Below are 21,334 nucleotides of genomic sequence, written 5' to 3'. Positions count from 1 at the left end.
AGCTGTTCCTTTTTTTAGTATAGAGGATTTTGATGTGGACAATTCGGAAAGGCATGTATATCTTGAATTTGTCTAAAATCATAATGTTTCATTGCGAACTGAGCTTGGTAAAGGTATTCATACACATATAATTGACCATCATGTACTGAACATAATACACCAGAAGTACCTTGCCCATTGATAAAGGAAATGCCTATCGGGCGTCCAATTAAGTACGGTAGCTTTTGCTGCCAATGCATAGTAAAATCACTCCTTTTTGAGATAACATACGAAATGAGTGAGTGAATTGTTGCTTATCCACGTAAATATTAGATGAAAGGATTTGAATGTAATTTCTAAAGGATAGTCAGTAGTAAAATAAAAACCGCTATAATTCTGAATGAATGTATAGCGGTTTTTATTTATATTTTTACGCAAGATTTTTACGCTTTTTTGTCCATTTTTTTATAACGAAGTATAAAAGAATAAGTACGACGCCACCAATTGCAAAAGATTTCACATACGGTCCCGCAACATCGTTAATATTCTCCCAATTTTCACCTAATTTTTCACCTAAGTAAATGAAAATGATAGACCAAGGGATGATTGCGAGTGCTGTTAATGTAGTGAAACGTAGGAATGACATTTTTGTAATACCAGCAGGAATTGAAATTGCATGGCGTACTACTGGAATAAAGCGTGCTGTAAAAATTACGCCAGTTCCGTAACGATTAAACCAATTTTCAGCTGCATCTATTTGTTTTTTATGAATGAAAATATATTTTCCGTAACGTTCTAGTATAGGTCGCCCACCGTATCGTCCAATCCAATAAATAAAGATTTGGGCAATAACACCGCCAATTGTACCAAATACAACTGCGCCTATAAATGAGATACTACCGTTGAATACTAAGTAACCTGCATAAGCAAGGACAATTTCACTTGGAATAATTTCAATCATAAGTCCAAGCATAATGCCCCAATAACCTAATCCTTCAAAAAACGTTAAAACTGAGTGAATAAAACTACTTACCATTGTTGCACCTTCTAATTTATGAATTTTTGAATATATGCCCCTTTATTTAACTATATAAAAGGTTCACCATATGTAGATTATACCTTATTTATATAGGTGATTGCTATTTCAATTCTTTTGTGTCTCTCATACGTATTATAGTAAAGCATATAAGCCCGGTTTTCATGAAGAGATAATGAAAAGATTATTAAAAATTTCTCATTTGTAAATGAGAATAAAGATGATAATAGATTGAACCCCCCCTTAAATGATAGGGGCTTTTAATTTATAAAATGAGAAGGGGAATGTATGCATAAAACGAATCAAATTTATGGACCATTTTTTATTTGGGATAGAGATATGCTTCGGTGGATAGAAACAAAAGTATTTCAAAGGCTGGCTTATAGATTCAAAAATTTAAAAATAATTCAAGGAGAATAAAAACATAAATATTCTCTTATCACTTAGACAGGTACTTCACTTTCAAATAACGAATTATAATGGTAATAAAATTTTATAGAAAATTAACATGATGAAGGTGAAAATATGAAAAAGGAATTATTAGAAAAGGCCTCATATCTACATAAAGCAGAATTAGAAGAATTATTTAAAGCTATATTAGTTTCCGAGAAAGCTCATGAAGGACAATTTCGCGTTTCGGGTGAGCCGTATATTACTCATCCATTTGCAGTTACAGAAATTTTGTTAGAGTGTAAGGCAGATATTATAACTTTAGTTGCAGCATTACTACATGATGTGGTGGAAGATACAGATTATACAATTGAGTATATACATGATATATTCGGTGGAAAAGTGGCTGATATTGTAGAAGGGTTAACTAAAATTGATAAAAAGCAAATCCCTAATAAAGAAGAGTATGAAGCAATAAATTTAAAGAAGTTATTGTTAGCTACACAAGAAGATATACGAGTAGCTATTATAAAAGTGATAGATCGTCTCCATAACATGAGAACTTTACAGGTGAAAGCTGTAAAGAAACAAGTTCCTTATGCAAATGAAACACTCAAAATTTTCGCTCCGATTTGTAAAAGGCTAGGGCTACTACATATTCAGCACGAATTAGAAGAGTTAGGTTTTTTGTATCTTAATCATTCTAAATATAAAGGAATGAAAATACTTTTACAAAATTATGTTAAGTTATTAGAGAGTTTGTCTCAAAATATAATGCAAGATATAAATAATTTTCTAAATCCATCTTTAATGTTTGAAGTGGAATATGAAGTAAGTCCTATTTATACAGCTTATTCCCGTCTCCAAGATAGTCAAGAGATTACAGCAGTTTCAAAAATAATTATCACGACCTCAAATAATTTAGACTGTTATAAAATATTAGGGGTTATACATCAACTATACAAACCAATTCCTTATCAGTTTGAAGATAATATAGCAATTGAAAGTGAGGGATTAAACCAATACTTAAAGACCAAAGTGATGATCAATAACCATGAAATAGTGATATGTATTGAAACAAAAATAAATCAGGAGATACGACATAAAGGGGTATTTCATATTCTTACAAAAAGTATAACTGATAAAGATATGCAAAATATAATTCATAAATTGATGGATCATTTTATTAAGACAAATGATTTAGTAACTCAAGATGCAATTGAATTTTATGATTTAATATCATTTGAACTATTCCAAGATAACATTGTTGTATTTACTCCTAAGTTAGATTCCATGAACTTACCGCAAGGTGCTACTGTAATTGATTTTGCTTTTGCATTAAATCCTGAGATTGCTAAGTATATATCAGGTGCTAAAGTTAATGGTATAAATAAACCGATAACAACTAATGTTTCACATTTAGATATTGTTGAACTTTTGGTAAATGATAATAAAAGCAATGTGAAGCAGTGCTGGTTAAATTTTGCTAATAGTTCAAAAGCTCAAATTGAAATTTATAAAGAATTACAAAGATGAAGGAATTAAATTTATCGAGAAAATCTGTTCGAAACTTAATAGAATGAAATGGCCATTTAAGTATTTATAATAGGTGATTATATTTTTTCGTAATTAATACCTAACAAAACAAGCATACCCCTGTACTCAATACACGTCAGGGGTATGCTTGTTTTGATTTTTAAAAATAACAACCTTTTTTACGGTTTCACATCTAAATTTTGTAAAAATAACGTTGCTGTTACGTATCGTTTCGCTAACATTTGTACATAAGCGGTATGCACAGATAATGTTGCAATAATAATGGCGTTACGAATTGCTTCGCGTTGTTCATTATTAATTTGATCGAATTGACTTGCGATTTTATCAGCTTTTTCTTTTACGATATTTTCAATTGTATGAACTGTATCTGTTGCATTTAGTTGTAGGCAGTTCCCTTGGTTAAGCTCTTCAAATAGAGAAGAATATGCTACATATAAATGAACAGGATTGATTAAATCATCACTTCGATCGGCTGGGTCATTAACGATTAGGCGTAATAACTTACGAATGGATTCAAAATCAAGTGCTGTTTTTAAATCTTCGACAATGAATAGTAAGGCTGCTTGTTCAATTGAATATTTTTTCCCTTTTTGAGGAGAGCCAATCATTTCTTTTATATCTCGTTTCACCCAGTTTTGCATAGCAGTTACAGAGAAACTCGTGTTTTCGATCTGATTGCCGAGCGCGACAATTTCATTTAAAGAAAAACCGACGTCAGTATCGTCAATTTTAATCAGTTTTTCGAAAATAGGTGAAAGTGCGGTAGTAATAAAAGCAGTTACGCTTTGTCCGCTTTCAATATCTTTTTTATGTGACTTTGCCCAAGCTTCTTGTAAAATACCGAGAGGCTTTTTCGTATTCCATCCTCTTAATGATAGAAGGAGGGTTGCCATTTCGTTTCGTGTGAGATGAAATGTTTCCATCTTTTCACCTCCAAAATAATAAAAAGTTCTTATGAACTTATAATATGTTTTGTTTCATTTAAAGTCAATTCAGTTTTGCTTAATTTTTCCTTTGTCACTAAACTGTTGGAAGTAAATAATACTTGCATATTTCGACAAAAGTTCATATAATGAGTTCATAAGAACCTTTAAATGTTCTTAAAAACAAATCTATCATTCTGAATTTACTAGAAAGGTAGATTTCACATATATCTATATAAAAGGAGAATGGATATAATATGTTGAAAAAACTTGTAGCAGTAATGACAGCATTCATGGTGATTTTTGGGGCTAGTAGCTTTATGTTCGTAGATCATGCGGCAGCGAAAAGTTACAAATCTGGTAAAAAATCATTTACACCAAGTTCAGGTCAAAAATCAAAAGTTGATTTAAACAAAAAAGATTCAAATGTAAATTCTCAAAAAACGACTCCAGATTCAAAAACAAAAGCAACAAACACAGCACCAAAAAGTAATAAAGGAAGCTTTATGAAAGGTTTATTACTAGGTGGTCTTGGTGGTTTACTAATGGGTAGCTTATTTGCAAATATGGGAGCTCTTGGTTCTGTATTAGCGTTTATGGTAAATATGTTAGTAATGGCTGGTATCGTAATGTTAGCAGTTCGTGCATTTAAATACTTCAAAGATCAACGTAAGAAAAAGGCAGATGAAGTAGCATGGAAACAATAAAAATTTCTGAACAAGAACTTATCAATGCGCTTTGCGTATATATCGCTGAAAAAAGACAAGTTGGTCCAGAAGAAGTTTTAGTTGAACTAATGTACGACGATGACTATGGCTTCTCTGCTGAAGTAGAGGTAAATGGCCGCCAGCAAATTTTGATTCAAGCGAACTTAATCGAAGCACTACGCTTATTGCTTGACAGAGAATATAATGTCAATTCATTTGCAGCAAGATTGCAGCTTGAATTAGATGATGAAGAAGGCATTTACGCATTAGCGAAATTTAATAACTCAAATGAGTAGGAAAAAGAGCTGTTGAGAGTAATCTCAGCAGCTCTTTTTAGTATGTGCATATGCAAGGGAATAATCACGCCAAATTTCATTCATTTTGTGTCTACCGACATCAATCATCGGGTTAAATTGAATAGTAGCTTGTTGACGTACGGCATGTACATGTTGGATTGCCTGCTGCAACAGTTGTTCAACCGAATAGGATCTTTTATTTGCTTGTTTTACAATTGAATATCCAGCAACAGTTCCTTGTGCCATTGCAATTTTCCCGCTTTCAATGCCAGTTATATTACCGGCTACAAATAAACCAGGCAGAGGGGTTTCCATTGTTTCAGAATGGAGAGGAACGTGCCCGCCTAATTCCGGGATGTAACGGAAAGGACAGCCAGCTATAGCGGCTAGCTCAGCAAGAGGGTATAAGCCGCCTGCAATACAAACGAAGTCTGCTTCATATATTTGTTCCGATTCAGTAATGATGTTTCCTTTCGTATCAAGATTAGCAACGCGTACACCTTCAACTTGATCTGTTCCGATAATTTCAAGAGCTGCTTTTCGAAGGTGAAGAGGTGTACCGTTTATTTTCATTCCGCTGTTTGGATAGAAGCTTAATCCAGCTTGTTTAGCCCAATTATATTTCATCAATTTACTACCTATACGTAATAAAGGCGATGGGGCAAGGTGTGCAGCATGTAATAGAGAATTTAAAACTTCTTCTGGTTCACCAGCCTTTTGACTTAATTCACTTTTTTCAGGAAGTACGATATGTTCAACTTTAATGCCGGCTAATTGTAATTCATTTAAGATAGCGAATGACAAAATGTTAGCGCCAATAATGATTCCTTTTTTTCCTACTTGAACGCGATGTACATTCGTCATGACTTGTGCTGCCCCAATCGACATGACTCCAGGAAGTGTCCAACCAGGGAGGGGGATAGAGTACTCAGCAGCGCCAGTAGCGAGTAATACGAACGGTGCGTCTAACGTACCGATATTCGTATGTACGTACCAAGAACTTTCATCTTTATCTAAATTATAGACGGAAATACCGCATCGAATATTAACTGAAAGTGACTCTGCTTCTTCACGAAGTCGCTTCGATTCTTCTATTCCGTTCCACCATTCTCCAGTAGGCTCTTGGTGTAATTGTCCTAATAATCTTCCGCCAGGCTTCATAAATTCATCGATAACAAGTACATTTAGTCCAAAACGAGCACAAGAGATAGAGGCTGATAATCCCGCTGGTCCAGCTCCGATAATAATGACATCGTTCATCGCTTTTTCACCATCTCTCTCACGATATTTGGGTGCTGTTTTCCACTTTCCACAACCATATTATCTTCTACAACAGTTAAGCATGCTCGTACGTTCATTTGACTATTTACATTGACGCGGCATTCAGAACAATGTCCAATATTGCAGTAAATACCTCGTGGTGTCCCGCTATCTTCATGCACTCTTAATGTTCTTATTCCATTTGCAAGTAAAGCGGCTGCAATCGTTTCATGTTCATAGGCTTCATATTGTTGACCGTTAAATTGGAAAGTGATGCGCTTACTACTATTTAAACTCCCTAAAATAGGGTGATGTGTAATTCTACTCATTTACTTTCACCTACCGATCCAAAAGTAACTGCACGCACTGGTGGTTGATATTTTAATGGGATTTCATTAGTAGTTACGCCGGGATTTGCACTTTCAATCATTCGATCTATCATCATTCTACATGTGCGGCCACCGCAAAATCCCATGCCAGCACGTGTTCTTAGTTTTAATTCTCTTGCCGAGCATTTATATTCAGCAATAGTCGATTGAAGTTGACCGTATGTAACTTCTTCACATCGACAAACAATTAATTGATCTTTATTCGTCATATGTATTCCTCCTCTAGTTCGATTTGCATAAATTATATAATGCAAAAACTATGCCAATATAGAGGAGGGGAGGTTTATTGTAACCCAAGTTTTTTTAAACGGTTATATAAGGTGGCCCTCGTAACACCGAGCTGTTTCGCACATTCTAATTTATTCCCATTTAAAATGTGTAAAGCCCTCTCGATGACTTTTTTCTCATGCTCTTCCATCTCTTCTTGCAAAGAGAGGATTGTATGATTGTTGCTGAGCAATAGGGAATGAGTCGTATGATTGTCTACCGTTTCAGTTGTATGAAATGGTAAATATTCTTGTTTTATAATACCGTCAGTCGCAAATACGACGAGTCTTTCAACAACGTTACGAAGCTCGCGAATATTACCTGGCCAATTGTAATGAAGTAGTTCATGCATAATACTTGAAGGTAAGTCACGAATTGGTCTGTTATAGTTGATTGAAAAATCGTTTAAAAAAGAATAGGTTAATTCAATAATATCTTCGCGTCTTTCGCGCAGCGGTGGAATATGTAAGCTAACTACATTGAGGCGATAGTATAAATCTTCTCGGAACGTGCCTTTTCTCATTTCTTCTTGTAAATCACGATTTGTAGCAGCGATAATGCGGAAATCGATATTAATCTCTTTTTCTCCACCAACTCGGTAATATTTTCGTTCTTGTAGTACACGTAAAAGCTTTACTTGCATATCGAGCGGCATTTCTCCTATTTCATCAAGGAATAATGTACCGCCTTGCGCGAGCTCTATTTTACCCTTTTTTCCTTTACTACTTGCACCAGAAAACGCCCCGCGTTCATACCCGAATAATTCACTTTCGAATAATGCTTCTGGAATGGCGCCGCAGTTAATTGAAATGAAAGGTGCCTTAGCGGCCTCGCTTGCTTCATGTATCGCTTTCGCAAATACTTCTTTTCCAACACCACTTTCGCCGAGTATTAAAACAGTTGATTTCACTGAACAAACCTTTCGAGCTAATTGTATTGTTCTTTGTATAACAGGACTTTTTCCATTCATTGCAAGGAAAGGATCTGATTCATCTTTATATTTTGCTACCTCTAGTTCTAATCGGTGCATTTCATGTGACATATTAAATAGTTTTTCATTTAAAGCAACTTGATTTGTAACATCAGTTTCTGAAACGACTGCTCCAATAATTTCATCGTTACAATACACTGGATTTGAGTTAATTAATACGAACAAATCTGGACGAGGCTGATGGAACTGAGCGATTATGCTTTTTCCGTCATGTAATGATTGCAAAATTTCCAAGTCTTTATAGTCAAAAAAACGAGTGATAGGTTGCCCAATAATTTCATTATGTTTGACTGAAAAAATCTTTTCGGCGCCATCTGTCCAAGTACGAACACGTTCTTTATCATCGATGACTGTAACGGAAGAATCAGTTGTTTGTATTACGGCGTTATAAAAAGATTGTAGTTCATAGTAAGACTTAACAAGAAACGGAATGATTTGCTGAGCCGTTATACAGCATATAGGCTCTTTATTTTCGTTCATTACGATAACGGCCATTTCATTAGAAAATGCGTCAATTAAAGCAGTGAATGAGTCATTTTCATATATTGCTGCGCAGTTATATTCTTCTTTAGTAGAAGAGCGGTAATAATACTTTTCGTTAACTTGCTCAATATGTTGCAAGCTGTATGTATGATCAATTGATAAAGTTTTTAGAAATTCTTTTATTGTGGGAAATGAGAATACCATATTGTCCTCCTGTTATGTATAAAAATTTTGACAGTGATAAAAAAATAATACACCTATTTACGATAAATTTAAAATATTTTTACAAATAAAAATATTATTTATAAAAATTGTATATATGTAAAGCTGGCACGTCAATTGCATAAAAGAAAGTGAGGGATCAAAAAGAAGGGAGGGGTGCTACGTGAGGCACTGTGACGTTTTAATAATAGGCGGTGGTATTATAGGCTGTTCTATCGCTTATTACACTTCAAAATACGGAAGAGACGTGACAATCATTGAAAAAGGGGAATTTGTCAGTGGGACGTCTTCACGGTGTGACGGGAATATTTTGGCTATTGATAAAGACCCAGGTTTTGATAGTCAAATGTCGTTAGTAAGTCAAAAATTAGTAACTGATTTAAGTGAAGAGTTAGAGCACTCGTTTGAATATAGGGCGCCAGGAAGTATTCTCGTATGTGAGTCAGACGAAGAAATGGAAGCAGCACAGCAATGGGTGAATCGTCAAAAGAAAGCTGGATTACCGTTTCGAATGCTTGATAGGCAAGATATAAGAGAAGAATCACCATTTTTCGCAGATGATTTATTAGGCGGGTTAGAATGCGCAACAGATTCGACTGTAAATCCATATCTTCTTGCTTTTTCACTTCTTGCAGAATCGAAGAAATTTGGTACGAAAGCTTTTAATCATACGGAAGTAAAAGAAATGAAAAGAGATGTAGGCGGTTCTTTTATTGTTGAAACAACAAGTGGGACGTTTACTGCGAAGCAAGTGGTGAACGCAACTGGTGTGTGGGCTCCGAAAATCGGACAAATGTTGGATGTAAATATACCAATTGAGCCGAGAAAAGGGCATATTATTGTAGCTTCAAGGCAACAACACGTTGGCTGTCGTAAAGTAATGGAATTTGGTTATTTAATTTCTAAATTTGGTGGAAAACGAAAAGTGGATGCTTTAACTGAAAAATATGGGGTAGCTCTTGTATTTGAGCCGACAGAAAGCCAAAATTTTTTAATTGGTAGTAGTAGAGAGTTTGTAGGTTTTCATACGAGGATAAATAACGAGGTTATTAAATGTATTGCGAACAGAGCAATTCGTTTTTATCCGAAAATGGCGGATATGATGGTGATTCGTTCATATGCTGGATTACGTCCGTGGACAGAAGATCATTTGCCGATCATTTCACGTGTGGAACATATCCCGAACTACTTTATAGCAGCAGGGCATGAAGGGGATGGCATTAGTCTTGCCGCAGTTACTGGGAAAGTGATTGAAGAGTTATTAAACGAAAAGGAAACAATCATTCCTATTGAACCACTTCGTTTGAGTCGTTTTACAGAAAGGGTGTTAAACGGATGAGGTCACAAAGAGTCTTTACGACGATTGATACACATACGGGTGGGAATCCAACGAGAACATTGATTAGCGGACTGCCTCAGTTAATTGGAGAGACGATGGCAGAGAAGATGTTACATATGAAAAAGGAATATGACTGGATTCGCAAATTGTTAATGAATGAACCGCGTGGTCATGATGTAATGTCAGGAGCACTATTAACAGATCCATGTCATCCTGAAGCAGATATTGGTGTTATTTACATAGAGACAGGTGGATATTTACCGATGTGTGGTCACGATACAATTGGTGTATGTACAGCTTTAATTGAATCAGGTTTAATTCCGGTAGTTGAACCGATTACCTCATTAAAGTTAGACACGCCAGCTGGCTTAGTTGAAGTTGATATTTTTGTTCAAGATGGAAAAGCGAAAGAAGTCTCTTTCTGTAACATACCAGCTTTTTTACTGAAACATATTACTGTACAAGTCGAAGGAATTGGAACTGTAGAGGCTGATATTGCTTATGGAGGAAATTTTTATGCCATTATCGATGCAAAGTCAGTAGATTTAGAGTTAGTACCAGAAAACGGATCTACAATCATCGATAAGGCAATTCATATTAGAAATATCATTAATGAGAAATTTGAAATCATTCATCCGCAGCATTCGTTTATTAGAGGATTAACCCATGTTGAATTTTATACAAGTCCTACTCATGAAAGTGCGCATGTGAAAAATACAGTTGTCGTTCCACCAGGAGGAATTGATCGTTCTCCATGTGGTACAGGAACATCAGCGAAGTTAGCGGTATTATACGCTAATCAAAAAATTGAGATTAATGAAGAGTTTGTTCACGAGAGTATCGTTGGCTCTCTATTTAAAGGATGCGTCATAAATACGACAAATGTTGAAAATATGGAAGCTGTCGTAACGAAAATTACAGGCTCAGCTTGGCTTATGGGGATGCATAGATTTTTTTACAATGAAAAGGATCCACTTAGAGAAGGCTTTTTGCTAATTCCGCCGATGGAACATGAAACGGAGGATGTAAAATGAACATTCAAAAAATGTATACAGCAGTAGACGTACATGTAAATGGTGAAGCATTTCGTGTAATGAAAGATGTACCATGCAAATACTACTACAGTTTAGAACATTTAAATGAACAATTTTCAGGTGAATTAGCAGAAGAAATGAAGCTTTTATTAAATGAACCACGCGGTTTTATCGGTTTAAATGGATGTATTGTCGTTCCTTCTATTCATACGGAAGTCGATGCAGCTGTATTATTTTTTAATCATAAAGGAGCCATTCCGCTTCATTATGGAGGCATTGTCGCAGTCATAACGATGTTATTAGAAAGCGGGTATTTAAAAAAGAGAGAGACGAATCAATACAAAATCGAAACGTTATCTGGCATATTTTCAGTCCATGCGTGTGTAGAGAATGATGAAGTTGTATCTGTTTCATTTGAAAGTAAATTATGTTATATGATTGAGCAAAATTTACAAGTTGGTAATATAAGTTACTCTCTCATTCAGGCAGATAAAGTATATGCAGTTGTAGAAAAGGATTTGTATTCGCCAGAAATTAGTATTGAAAACATCTCTAAATTAAAAAAATGGGGAGGGGCTACACTACAAGCTATACAAAAGCAGTCATTTATAAAAAGACTTATTTTAGTAGATTCCGGGGAAAAAGAAAAGAACCATATAAAGTCGATTACATTTCATGAAGATAACTTTATCGTTCGTTCGCCAGGTTTTGTTTCTACTATTGTGTCTTATGTTCATGCGTTATTTAAAAATAATTATATGGCGGATAAACCTTTTATAAATGAAAGTATATTTAATAGTTTTATAACAGTTGAAAAAGTGAAGAAGGAAGAAACAGGTTACATTTTCCGTTTTGAAAGTAGAGGATTTATTACAGGTATGCAGACGTTTCTATTAGACTCTACAGATCCGTTTCCGACAGGATTTTTATTAAAATAAAATAGTAAAGGGAGAGATAAATATGAAAAATATTAAAGGAGCATTTCCAGTATTAATCACACCGATGGATGAGTTTCAAGAAATTAATTGGAACGGTGTAAAACAAAACGTAAACTACTTTATTGAGCAAAAAGTAGCTGGGATTATTATTAATGGAAGTACAGGAGAGTTTGTTAGTTTATCAAAAGAAGAACGATTTAAAATGGTAGAAACAGTATTAAAAGAAGTTAATGGCCGTATTCCGGTTATTGTTGGGACTGCAGCAGAAACGACGAAAGAAACGATTGAATATACGAAACATGCAGAAGCGCACGGAGCGGATTGCGCATTAATTATTAACTCATACTATTGTAAACCGAAAGAAGAAGAAATTTATTTTCATTTTAAAGAAATCTCAAACGCTGTAAATATACCAATTATGTTATACAATAATCCGTTTACATCTGGTGTTGATATGAGTACAGACCTCATGTTACGTATTGGAAAAGAATGTGAAAATGTTACACATATTAAAGAATCTAGCGGAGATATTCGAAAAGCAAGAGATTTAGTAAGACAAGGCGAAGGTGCTTTTCAAGTTTTCTGTGGATCTGAAGATTTAGTTATGGAATCTTATTTAGTTGGTGCGACGGGATGGGTTTCAGTAGCAGGAAATATCGTACCGGGACTTGTTACGAAAATGTATGAGCATTTCCAAAATGGTGAATTAGAAAAAGCTTGGGAAATAAACGATGCGATTTTACCTCTTTGTGAGTTTCTTGAAGGATCAGGAAAATATGTACAAATCGTTAAACGTTCAATGGAATTACACGGGCAAGCTGGAGGACCTTCTCGCTATCCAAGATTAGGATTAACAGAAGAAGAAGATCAAAAACTTCAAACGATTATTTCAAAAATCGCAGCTCATGCAGCTGTTTAAATAAGGAGGAGAGCATATATGTTAACGACAAACATTGAACTGAAACCAAAAGTGAAAGCGTTTTTAAATGAAGAAGTTAAAATGTTTATTAATGGTGAATTTGTTCCTTCAATAAGTGGAAAGACGTTCGAAACGTACAATCCAGCAACAGAAGATGTTCTGGCTGTCGTATGTGAAGCGCAAGAGGAAGATATCGATGTTGCGGTAAAAGCGGCAAGACTTGCTTTTGAAACCGGCCCTTGGGCGGAAATGACTACTGCTGAAAGAGCGCATCTTATTTATAAATTAGCAGATTTAATTGAAGAGCATAGAGAAGAATTAGCACAGCTAGAAGCTTTAGATAATGGAAAACCGTATCAAGTAGCACTTGATGATGATATTGCAGCGACTGTAGAAAATTATCGCTATTACGCGGGATGGGCTACAAAAATTATCGGGCAAACAATTCCGATTTCAAAAGATTACTTAAATTACACACGCCATGAACCGGTTGGCGTTGTAGGTCAAATTATTCCGTGGAATTTTCCACTTGTAATGTCTTCTTGGAAAATGGGAGCGGCACTTGCAACAGGTTGTACGATTGTATTAAAACCAGCAGAGCAAACACCTTTATCTTTACTGTATACAGCGAAGCTTTTTAAAGAGGCTGGTTTTCCAAATGGTGTTGTAAACTTTGTGCCAGGTTTCGGCCAAGAAGCAGGAGCGGCAATTGTAAACCATCATGATATTGATAAAGTAGCTTTCACAGGTTCAACAGTTACAGGGAAATATATTATGCGACAATCTGCAGAAACAATTAAACATGTAACGTTAGAACTTGGTGGTAAGTCACCAAACATCATTTTAGAAGACGCTGACTTAGAAGAAGCAATTAACGGTGCGTTCCAAGGTATTATGTATAATCACGGACAAAATTGTAGCGCAGGATCTCGAGTCTTCGTTCATCGAAAGCATTATGAAACAGTCGTAAATGAACTTGTAAAAATGGCAAATGAAGTGAAGCTTGGAGCGGGTATGGAGGCGGAAACTGAAATGGGTCCACTCGTATCTAAAAAACAACAAGAGCGTGTGCTAAATTACATTGAACAAGGAAAAGCAGAAGGTGCTACTGTTGCGGCTGGTGGTGAGCGTGCATTTGAAAAAGGTTATTTTGTACAGCCAACGGTATTCACAAATGTTACTGACGATATGACAATTGTGAAAGAAGAAATATTTGGACCGGTTGTCGTTGTACTTCCGTTTGATTCAACAGAAGAGGTCATCGAAAGAGCAAATCGCTCTTCATACGGACTCGCTGCAGGCGTATGGACACAAAATATTAAAACAGGTCATCAAGTTGCCAATAAATTAAAGGCAGGAACAGTATGGATTAATGATTATAACTTAGAAAATGCAGCTGCACCATTTGGTGGTTTTAAACAATCTGGTATCGGTCGTGAGCTAGGTTCATATGCGCTTGATAATTACACAGAAGTGAAAAGCGTTTGGGTAAATATAAAGTAATAGAGAATCTAACTGTTAATAAATAGAGGGATGAAATAATGAGATAGGCGGACAACTGTAAGGTTTAATAATAGTTGTCCGTTTTCTTATATATAAAATAATTTCCAAAAGAATGATAAGGGGGATTTGGATGGAGCAATTAGTAGAGTGGTTAGTAGGTCAAGTATGGAGTATTGGGTTAGTTGTTTTCGCATTAGGGGCAGGTGTGTATTTTACAATTGCCACTCGTTTTCTACAAATTCGTTATTTTAAAGAGATGATTAAACTATTATTTGAAGGGAAGAGCTCGGAGACGGGAATTTCATCCTTTCAAGCATTTTGTTTAGCCTTATCAGGTAGGGTCGGAATAGGTAATATTGCAGGGGTCGCGACAGCCATCGCTTTTGGCGGACCTGGAGCTGTATTTTGGATGTGGGTAATGGCACTTTTAGGAGCAGCGAGTGCATTTGTGGAATCAACATTATCTCAAGTATATAAAAGTAAAGTCGGGAATGAATACCGCGGTGGTACACCATATTTCATTGAAAAAGGCCTGAAAATGAAATGGTTTGCAGTCATTGTAGCGGTCGTTGTAACACTTTCATATGGTGTTTTACTACCAGGCATTCAATCTAGTAGTATCGCAGTTGGTTTTGAAAACTCTAATGGCATTAGCAAATATATAACTGGTATATTGTTAGTCGTATTATTAGCAGCGATCATTTTTGGCGGCATAAAGAGAATTGCTGGCGTTTCGCAAATGCTTGTTCCATTTATGGCAATTGGCTATGTAATTGTTACATGTATCGTATTAATTGCGAATGTAACAGAAATTCCAAGTATGTTCGCTTTAATTTTCTCTAGTGCTTTTGGTGTAAATGAAATGTTTGGCGGAATCGTCGGTGCAGCAATCGCATGGGGCGTAAAGCGCGCTGTATTTTCAAATGTTGCAGGTGTAGGAGAAGCGACATATAGCTCCGCTGCAGCTGAAGTATCTCATCCTGCAAAACAAGGGTTAGTTCAAGCATTTTCTGTTTATATCGATACAATTGTTGTTTGTACAGCGACAGCTCTTATGATTTTAATAACAGGTATGTATAATGTTATACCTGAAGGGAAAAACGCTATTGTAAAAAACATAGGGAATGTTGATGCAGGTCCGATCTATACACAACAAGCAGTTGAAACTGTTATGACAGGGTTTGGTCCATTATTCATTTCAATTGCAATCTTCTTCTTCGCATTTACAACGTTACTTGCATACTACTATATCGCTGAAACGACACTTACTTATTTAGATCGTGAGCTGAAACATAGCTGGTTAAAACCAGTTTTAAAAATTGGATTTTTAATTATGGTTTACATCGGTAGCGTAGAATCAGCGTCGCTTTTATGGAATCTTGGTGATTTAGGAATTGGTAGTATGGCATGGTTAAATCTAATCGCGATTCTACTATTAAGTAAAATCGCATTAAAAGTGTTAAAAGATTATGAAGCGCAGAAAAAAGAAGGGAAAGATCCAGTGTTTGATCCTAAAAATGTAGGAATTGAAGGATTAACATTTTGGGAAGAAAGAAGTAAAGAGGTTGCAAGAAAAGACTCTACTGAGAAAGTAACAGTGGATGATAGTCTGAAATTGTAAAGTTAAAAAACTGAAAATTCAATCTTTTAAGTGAGGAATTCTATTTAACGGCATTACTGTAAGGCTGTGCAGCAAAATTTTAATTTTTAAACATAAAAAGTCTCACCTTAAAATGAAAAGGGGAGACTTTTTATTGTATGCTAATCTTTTCGAAATAGTTTTAACTGTTTCATATAGTCAATGGCCTTTGTTTTATTCTTTTGATTAGATACATATTCGAATTCGTTCGTATCTCTATAATAACTATTCATTATATCTTCTGTAAGAATTCCGTCAGAAATAGCTTTTTTAATTGCGCATTGTGGTTCATTTGTATGAGAGCAGTTAGAAAATTTACACCTCATAGATATTTCTTCGATATCTCCATAGCCATGATCAAAGTTGTCCTCATGATTTATTAAGTCAAAACCTATTTTACTAATGGTTAATCCCTCCACTTTTCATCGTTTTTAAGTTCAATGTAATTTAATATTCCATATTTTTATAAATCGATTTCTCTACGTCAGGAAGAACTCTGTATATACTTTTACCAATTAAAGATTCTAATTCATTTTTAATTGTGTAGAAACCTTTCCAATGTAAAGAGGAATGAGAGGTTGTTCCATGTCGTAAACCAACTGAAATTAATCTTTTTTCAAGAGTAGTAAAGCCTTCTGCATCAGCAAGTGCGTCACAAAGGGTAATGATCTTATTGTATAAGTCGTAGTCGCTATTTTCATTTAATATTTCAATTAATCGGCTTTCCATATAATCAGGAACAAGGCTCCACTCCGCTGCTATTTCTAAATGCTCATTTTTGCACGGGAATGAATGTGTCACGCAAATAATCGCGTTTCCTGTATACCCTAAATCATTCATATACATATAACCATCATAGGAATGAATAACAGATTTAGTAAAACCTTTATATCTTCCTATATCATGCAGAAGAGCAGCATTATATGCTATGTCAGCATTTAGGTCATCATGTCCATTATTAATAAGTTCCACAACTATTTTTTCAGTTGCAAGGGCAACATTACGTGAATGTTCGAACCACGGACCGGGGTTTTGTTCATTTGCCCACTCGAGTAATTCTCTTGCGTATGTCCTATCTAATATATACTTCATATATGTATCCTTTCTCTAAAAAATTGTATCTTACATAATTTCATCTTAGTAATTCGTTTTTCCTTCCTTAAAACTTGGTACAATGAAACAAAAGGGGGATTAGTAATGCAAAATGTAGTAATGGAAGAGATTAAGCAAATAAAAAATGATGTGGAGGAGCTTTCTACACTTTTGAAAACGGTTGTAGATGATGGGGCGTCAATTGGTTTTTTACCTCCACTAGAACAAAAAGAATCAGCGCAGTATTGGGAAACTGTATTAGCACCAGAAGTGATCTTGTATGTTGCTAAAATAAATAATGAAATCGCAGGGAGTATTCAATTACATTTAGTTACAAAGCCTAATGGGGTTCATAGAGCTGAAATTTGTAAGTTAATGACTCAGCCAAAATTTAGACGTAATGGTATTGGACGTTTACTTATGCAAAAAGCAGAGGAGCGAGCAAAACAAGAAAATAGGTCTCTTTTAGTACTAGATACGAGAGAAGGAGACCCTTCCAATAGATTGTATAAATCTTTAGACTATAAAGAAGCTGGAAAAATACCAGAATACGCAATTTCTCCGAGTGGTGATTTAGACGCCACAGTTCTTTATTATAAAGTTTTATAAGTTATGATAAAAAGCTATTATGCTAAAAATAATAAACTCCGATTTTTAACACCGCCTATATTTTTATAGCGGTGTTATTTGAATGTATCAATAATATTTATTTAATGTACTCAATGAATTTGAGAAAGTTTTTAAAGGGTTCTTTTAGTTACGTACCTCGACTTATAATGAATGTAGAGAAGATGACTAGGCAACTATAGTTATTTTCGTTTTATTATGGGAAAGGGGATGACGGGATGAAAACGAAAGGTTTACAGAAGGTGAAGAAAGTTATATTAAGTGGTGGTATATTACTTACGGGATTGTTAACTTTCGGTTTTTCAGAAAAAGCTTCCGCTCATGGATATGTTGAATCACCAGCGAGCCGCTCTTATTTATGTAAGCAAGGGGTAAATGTAAATTGCGGTCCGATTCAATACGAGCCGCAAAGTGTAGAAGGAATAGGTGGATTCCCACAATTAGGACCTTCTGATGGACAAATTGCAGGAGCTGGCCATTTTCCTGCTTTAGACGTTCAAACAGTTGATAGGTGGAAGAAAGTTACGTTAAACGGCGGGACGAATACATTTAAGTGGAAACTAACCGCACCTCATAGTACGAAAGAATGGAAATACTATATTACGAAAAAAGATTGGAATCCAAATAAGCCTTTAACAAGGTCTGATTTAGATTTAGTACCGTTTTATGTGAAAAATGATGGGGGAACAAGACCAGGAACTTCCGTAACACATGAAGCAAATGTGCCTACTGATAGAAATGGCTATCACCTTATTTTAGCTGTATGGGAAATTGCAGATACGGGGAATGCGTTTTATCAAGTTATAGATGTTAACCTTGTAAATAACGGTTTCGCATCGAATTTTGCGCTAAATCATGTAGTGCAAGTTCCTACACTATTTTAAATAAAAAATACATTTTGATCATCTAATTCATTTTAGATGATCTTTTTTACGAAAAACGATGAAAAATATAGTAGAAAGTGCAATTATTTATAAAAAAATGGGCTTTAAATATTGTCATATTTGCTTCTTTAAGATATCCTTTTCATGAAGAGGTGGAAAACATGGAAAAAGTACTAGTTTTCGGGCATAAAAACCCAGATACAGATGCAATTTGTTCTGCAATTGCATATGCAGAATTGAAAAAAGAATTAGGAATGAATGCTGAGCCTGTACGTTTAGGCGAAATCAGCGGTGAAACTCAATTTGCGTTAGACTATTTTAAAGTAGAAGGACCGCGTTTTGTTGAGACAGTTGCAAGCGAAGTGGACAACGTTATTTTAGTTGATCATAACGAGCGTCAACAAAGTGCTAACGATATCGAATCTGTTCGTGTGTTAGAAGTTATTGACCATCACCGTATTGCTAACTTTGAAACAAGCGATCCTATTTACTACCGTTGTGAGCCAGTTGGTTGTACAGCTACAATCTTAAACAAAATGTACAAAGAAAACGGCGTAACAATTCGTAAAGAAGTTGCAGGTTTAATGTTATCTGCAATCATTTCAGATTCTTTACTATTCAAATCTCCAACTTGCACAGAGCAAGACGTAGCAGCAGCTCGTGAATTAGCAGAAATCGCTGGTGTAGATGCTGATAGCTACGGCTTAGAAATGTTAAAAGCTGGTGCTGACTTAAGCGGAAAAACAATGGAGCAATTAATCTCTCTTGACGCTAAAGAATTCCAAATGGGTAATGCGAAAGTTGAAATCGCACAAGTAAACGCTGTTGATACAAACGACGTTCTTGTACACCAAGCGGAACTTGAAAAAGTTATTTCTGCAGTAGTAGAAGAAAAAGGTTTAGACCTATTCTTATTCGTTGTAACTGATATCTTAACTAACGATTCTGTCGGTCTTGCGATCGGTAAAGCATCAAACATTGTTGAGAAAGCATACAACGTATCTCTACAAAACAACACTGCTACTTTAAAAGGTGTTGTATCTCGTAAAAAACAAATCGTACCAGTATTAACAGAAACATTTCAAGCTTAATTGTATTGAGTACAGATAAACAAAAAGGACAAGTAGTCAGATTGGCTACTTGTCCTTTTTTATCTCTAAAAAACAGAAAATTGAAATTTAAAAACGGGAGGATTGTGTATGTTTAATGATTTGGAAAGTAAATTACAGTCACTTTTAGAGCGAAATATTACTTCTGTTTCAGAGTTAGAGCGTTGGCTTTTGGAGGAATTGCGTGTAAACGCTGAAGTAGAAGAGGAGATAACCAGTAGTTTAATCGCCATGTATAGAGATACAAATGACAGAAATATACGTGATTTACATATGTATAATCAAAATACAATTCAACCACTTTTAAAAAGATACAATGCAAAATTTGACCAGAAATTTAGAGAGTGTCCGTTTTCAGACTTATTAGATGAGCAGAAATATGGATTTATGAAAAAAGTAAGATTTGTGAAGAGTAAAATGTTTAATGAAAAGAACATTACTCTTTCCGTTAAAGAGCAAGAGCTTATTACGAAATATAGAGAAATAATGTCAAACATATCTATTAATTGGGAAGGAGAGCAAAAGACATATGCATACGTAAAAGCAAAGCTAGATAACCCTAATAGAGCTATTCGCAAAAAAGCTTGGTATGCTTTATGTGAAGCAAGAAGTGTAGTGAAAATAAAAATAGATTGTATTATGAATGAACTCGTACAATTGCGGAATGAGATCGCATTACATGCAGGATTTCATAATTATAGTGAATATGCTTTTAAACAAAAAAACAGAGATTACAATATTGAAGAGTGTTATAAGCTTCATGAATCTATAGAAAAGTATGTTGTACCGATTTGGAAACAGTTAGGAAGTCTTTCTAAAAAGAATCTCGGTGTAAAAACGTATCGCCCTTGGGACCTTACTCCATGTAATTTACCAAAAGCCCCGTTTCAAAATGTCATTGATTTATTGGATGGGGTGGAAGAAATGTTTCGGAAGACAGATTTATATTTTCATGAGAAATTTATACATTTAAGGAAAGCGGAATTCATTGACGTAGAAGAACGTGAAAATAAAGCACCAGGAGCTGCTTGTTTTACCTTGCCTCATAGTAAAGAGGTTTTTGTGTATTCTAATTTCAGTCCATCATTTTATGCAATTAATGCACTCATACATGAAGTGGGACATGCATTTCATTTTTATAAACAATTTAACAATGATAGTAGCATGCAGGAAAGATATCTTCGTGAAGAAGTGGCTGAGCTTTATTCCCTCAGTCTTGAGTTGCTAGTAATGGATAAGCTGAATATCTTTTATAAGCACGAGGATGAATATAAAGAAGTGCAGCGAGTACAATTATATCGCGCTTTGTCTTTGTTAATGTCGTCAGTTGCAGGAGATGTATTCCAGCACTGGCTCTATACGAATCCAAACCATACACCAGAAGAACGTGATAAGAAATACGCTGAAATATGCAAAAGGTATCAATATTCATCAGTCGATATTACGGGATTAGAGAATGAAATCGGTGTAAGCTGGTTAGAGTCATTTCACTATGTTCAGTTTCCTTTTTATCAAATTGAATACGCAATTGCACAAATAGGAGCAATGCAAGTGTTTCAAATTTATCAGGAAAATCCAGAAAAAGCGATTGTTTTCTTTAAAGAAGGTGCGAGTGCAGATTGGAATTTACCTATACAAGTAATATATGAAAAAACAGGTGTCACGTTTGATTTTTCGGAAGAAAGGATAGAAAATACTGCAAGTGTAATTTTTGATCTGATTAATGAATTAAAATAAAGGATAGCATTAG

The 21,334-nt window shown here is 35.1% G+C and carries 23 protein-coding genes; 14 read left to right on the top strand and 9 right to left on the bottom strand.

Annotated features, from left to right (window positions below; all coding sequences use genetic code 11):
• Positions 1-14 precede the first annotated feature (14 nt).
• Together KZZ19_RS13800 and KZZ19_RS13795 are read right to left on the bottom strand one after the other, a co-directional pair.
• Entirely contained in the window at positions 15-239 is a 225-nt protein-coding gene (locus tag KZZ19_RS13800; protein ID WP_237980256.1) for a hypothetical protein, read from the bottom strand.
• A 170-nt stretch (positions 240-409) separates the two neighbouring features.
• The gene (locus tag KZZ19_RS13795) at positions 410-1,015 is read right to left on the bottom strand and encodes a DedA family protein (RefSeq protein ID WP_088096669.1); all 606 of its coding nucleotides are present in this window, start codon (positions 1,013-1,015) and stop codon (positions 410-412) included.
• Positions 1,016-1,303: 288 nt separating this feature from the next.
• Between KZZ19_RS13795 and KZZ19_RS13790 the strand changes: the two genes are divergently transcribed.
• On the top strand, positions 1,304-1,435 hold the full coding sequence (locus KZZ19_RS13790) for a hypothetical protein (RefSeq protein WP_255260244.1): 132 nt from the start codon (positions 1,304-1,306) through the stop codon (positions 1,433-1,435).
• 105 nt (positions 1,436-1,540) lie between these two features.
• On the top strand, positions 1,541-2,941 hold the full coding sequence (locus tag KZZ19_RS13785; protein ID WP_237980258.1) for an HD domain-containing protein: 1,401 nt from the start codon (positions 1,541-1,543) through the stop codon (positions 2,939-2,941).
• A 179-nt stretch (positions 2,942-3,120) separates the two neighbouring features.
• Here the strand turns inward: KZZ19_RS13785 and KZZ19_RS13780 are convergent, their stop codons facing one another.
• Complete coding sequence (locus KZZ19_RS13780) at positions 3,121-3,885, bottom strand: DUF1836 domain-containing protein (protein ID WP_088096667.1); 765 nt, start codon at positions 3,883-3,885, stop codon at positions 3,121-3,123.
• Between the two features lie 257 nt (positions 3,886-4,142).
• On the opposite strand from KZZ19_RS13780, the gene KZZ19_RS13775 reads away from it, so the two are divergent.
• Both KZZ19_RS13775 and KZZ19_RS13770 read left to right on the top strand, forming a co-directional pair.
• Positions 4,143-4,592: a hypothetical protein gene (locus KZZ19_RS13775; RefSeq protein ID WP_000914478.1), complete on the top strand. Its 450-nt coding sequence runs from the start codon at positions 4,143-4,145 to the stop codon at positions 4,590-4,592.
• Positions 4,580-4,888: a YxcD family protein gene (locus KZZ19_RS13770; RefSeq protein ID WP_088096666.1), complete on the top strand. Its 309-nt coding sequence runs from the start codon at positions 4,580-4,582 to the stop codon at positions 4,886-4,888. The genes KZZ19_RS13775 and KZZ19_RS13770 overlap by 13 nt, the downstream gene beginning before the upstream one ends.
• A gap of 24 nt (positions 4,889-4,912) precedes the next feature.
• On the opposite strand, the gene KZZ19_RS13765 is transcribed toward KZZ19_RS13770, so the two are convergent.
• From KZZ19_RS13765 to KZZ19_RS13750, 4 genes are all read right to left on the bottom strand, one after another.
• Complete coding sequence (locus KZZ19_RS13765; protein WP_237980260.1) at positions 4,913-6,148, bottom strand: NAD(P)/FAD-dependent oxidoreductase; 1,236 nt, start codon at positions 6,146-6,148, stop codon at positions 4,913-4,915.
• On the bottom strand, positions 6,145-6,477 hold the full coding sequence (locus KZZ19_RS13760; protein ID WP_088096664.1) for a (2Fe-2S)-binding protein: 333 nt from the start codon (positions 6,475-6,477) through the stop codon (positions 6,145-6,147). The genes KZZ19_RS13765 and KZZ19_RS13760 overlap by 4 nt, the downstream gene beginning before the upstream one ends.
• Positions 6,474-6,746 (bottom strand): (2Fe-2S)-binding protein, encoded by a 273-nt coding sequence (locus tag KZZ19_RS13755; RefSeq protein WP_088096663.1) that lies wholly within the window; start codon positions 6,744-6,746, stop codon positions 6,474-6,476. The genes KZZ19_RS13760 and KZZ19_RS13755 overlap by 4 nt, the downstream gene beginning before the upstream one ends.
• A gap of 74 nt (positions 6,747-6,820) precedes the next feature.
• A complete protein-coding gene (locus KZZ19_RS13750; protein ID WP_237980262.1) occupies positions 6,821-8,482 on the bottom strand; it encodes a sigma-54 interaction domain-containing protein in 1,662 nt (553 codons plus the stop codon).
• Positions 8,483-8,663: 181 nt separating this feature from the next.
• On the opposite strand from KZZ19_RS13750, the gene KZZ19_RS13745 reads away from it, so the two are divergent.
• The 6 genes from KZZ19_RS13745 to KZZ19_RS13720 all read left to right on the top strand — a co-directional run bounded on the left by KZZ19_RS13745 (position 8,664) and on the right by KZZ19_RS13720 (position 15,854).
• A complete protein-coding gene (locus KZZ19_RS13745) occupies positions 8,664-9,839 on the top strand; it encodes an NAD(P)/FAD-dependent oxidoreductase (RefSeq protein WP_088096661.1) in 1,176 nt (391 codons plus the stop codon).
• Complete coding sequence (locus tag KZZ19_RS13740) at positions 9,836-10,873, top strand: proline racemase family protein (RefSeq protein ID WP_237980264.1); 1,038 nt, start codon at positions 9,836-9,838, stop codon at positions 10,871-10,873. Before KZZ19_RS13745 ends, KZZ19_RS13740 begins: the two co-directional genes overlap by 4 nt.
• Positions 10,870-11,811, top strand: coding sequence for a proline racemase family protein (locus KZZ19_RS13735; protein ID WP_237980265.1), 942 nt, complete (start codon positions 10,870-10,872; stop codon positions 11,809-11,811). The genes KZZ19_RS13740 and KZZ19_RS13735 overlap by 4 nt, the downstream gene beginning before the upstream one ends.
• Positions 11,812-11,833: 22 nt before the next feature.
• Positions 11,834-12,730 (top strand): 4-hydroxy-tetrahydrodipicolinate synthase, encoded by an 897-nt coding sequence (dapA, locus tag KZZ19_RS13730; protein ID WP_088096658.1) that lies wholly within the window; start codon positions 11,834-11,836, stop codon positions 12,728-12,730.
• Positions 12,731-12,748: 18 nt separating this feature from the next.
• Positions 12,749-14,233: an aldehyde dehydrogenase family protein gene (locus tag KZZ19_RS13725; protein WP_237980267.1), complete on the top strand. Its 1,485-nt coding sequence runs from the start codon at positions 12,749-12,751 to the stop codon at positions 14,231-14,233.
• Between the two features lie 130 nt (positions 14,234-14,363).
• Positions 14,364-15,854 (top strand): alanine/glycine:cation symporter family protein, encoded by a 1,491-nt coding sequence (locus KZZ19_RS13720; protein ID WP_237980269.1) that lies wholly within the window; start codon positions 14,364-14,366, stop codon positions 15,852-15,854.
• Positions 15,855-15,994: 140 nt separating this feature from the next.
• Here the strand turns inward: KZZ19_RS13720 and KZZ19_RS13715 are convergent, their stop codons facing one another.
• Positions 15,995-16,291 carry a hypothetical protein gene (locus KZZ19_RS13715; RefSeq protein ID WP_098342051.1) on the bottom strand — a complete coding sequence of 99 codons (297 nt, stop codon included), beginning with the start codon at positions 16,289-16,291 and terminating at the stop codon, positions 15,995-15,997.
• A 28-nt stretch (positions 16,292-16,319) separates the two neighbouring features.
• Complete coding sequence (locus tag KZZ19_RS13710; RefSeq protein ID WP_088096654.1) at positions 16,320-16,964, bottom strand: HD domain-containing protein; 645 nt, start codon at positions 16,962-16,964, stop codon at positions 16,320-16,322.
• Positions 16,965-17,069: 105 nt separating this feature from the next.
• Between KZZ19_RS13710 and KZZ19_RS13705 the strand changes: the two genes are divergently transcribed.
• The 4 genes from KZZ19_RS13705 to KZZ19_RS13690 all read left to right on the top strand — a co-directional run bounded on the left by KZZ19_RS13705 (position 17,070) and on the right by KZZ19_RS13690 (position 21,321).
• Positions 17,070-17,573 carry a GNAT family N-acetyltransferase gene (locus tag KZZ19_RS13705; protein WP_237980272.1) on the top strand — a complete coding sequence of 168 codons (504 nt, stop codon included), beginning with the start codon at positions 17,070-17,072 and terminating at the stop codon, positions 17,571-17,573.
• Positions 17,574-17,809: 236 nt separating this feature from the next.
• A complete protein-coding gene (locus KZZ19_RS13700; RefSeq protein WP_088096652.1) occupies positions 17,810-18,475 on the top strand; it encodes a lytic polysaccharide monooxygenase in 666 nt (221 codons plus the stop codon).
• Positions 18,476-18,636: 161 nt separating this feature from the next.
• Positions 18,637-19,566, top strand: coding sequence for a manganese-dependent inorganic pyrophosphatase (gene ppaC / locus KZZ19_RS13695; RefSeq protein WP_237980274.1), 930 nt, complete (start codon positions 18,637-18,639; stop codon positions 19,564-19,566).
• A 108-nt stretch (positions 19,567-19,674) separates the two neighbouring features.
• Positions 19,675-21,321 carry a M3 family oligoendopeptidase gene (locus tag KZZ19_RS13690; protein WP_237980276.1) on the top strand — a complete coding sequence of 549 codons (1,647 nt, stop codon included), beginning with the start codon at positions 19,675-19,677 and terminating at the stop codon, positions 21,319-21,321.
• Positions 21,322-21,334 lie beyond the last annotated feature (13 nt).

Origin of the sequence: Bacillus thuringiensis (assembly GCF_022095615.2) — a bacterium.
GTDB lineage: Bacteria > Bacillota > Bacilli > Bacillales > Bacillaceae_G > Bacillus_A > Bacillus_A cereus_AG.
Note: the sequence above shows the minus strand (reverse complement) of the source record. Positions and strands in the feature narration are given on the sequence as shown.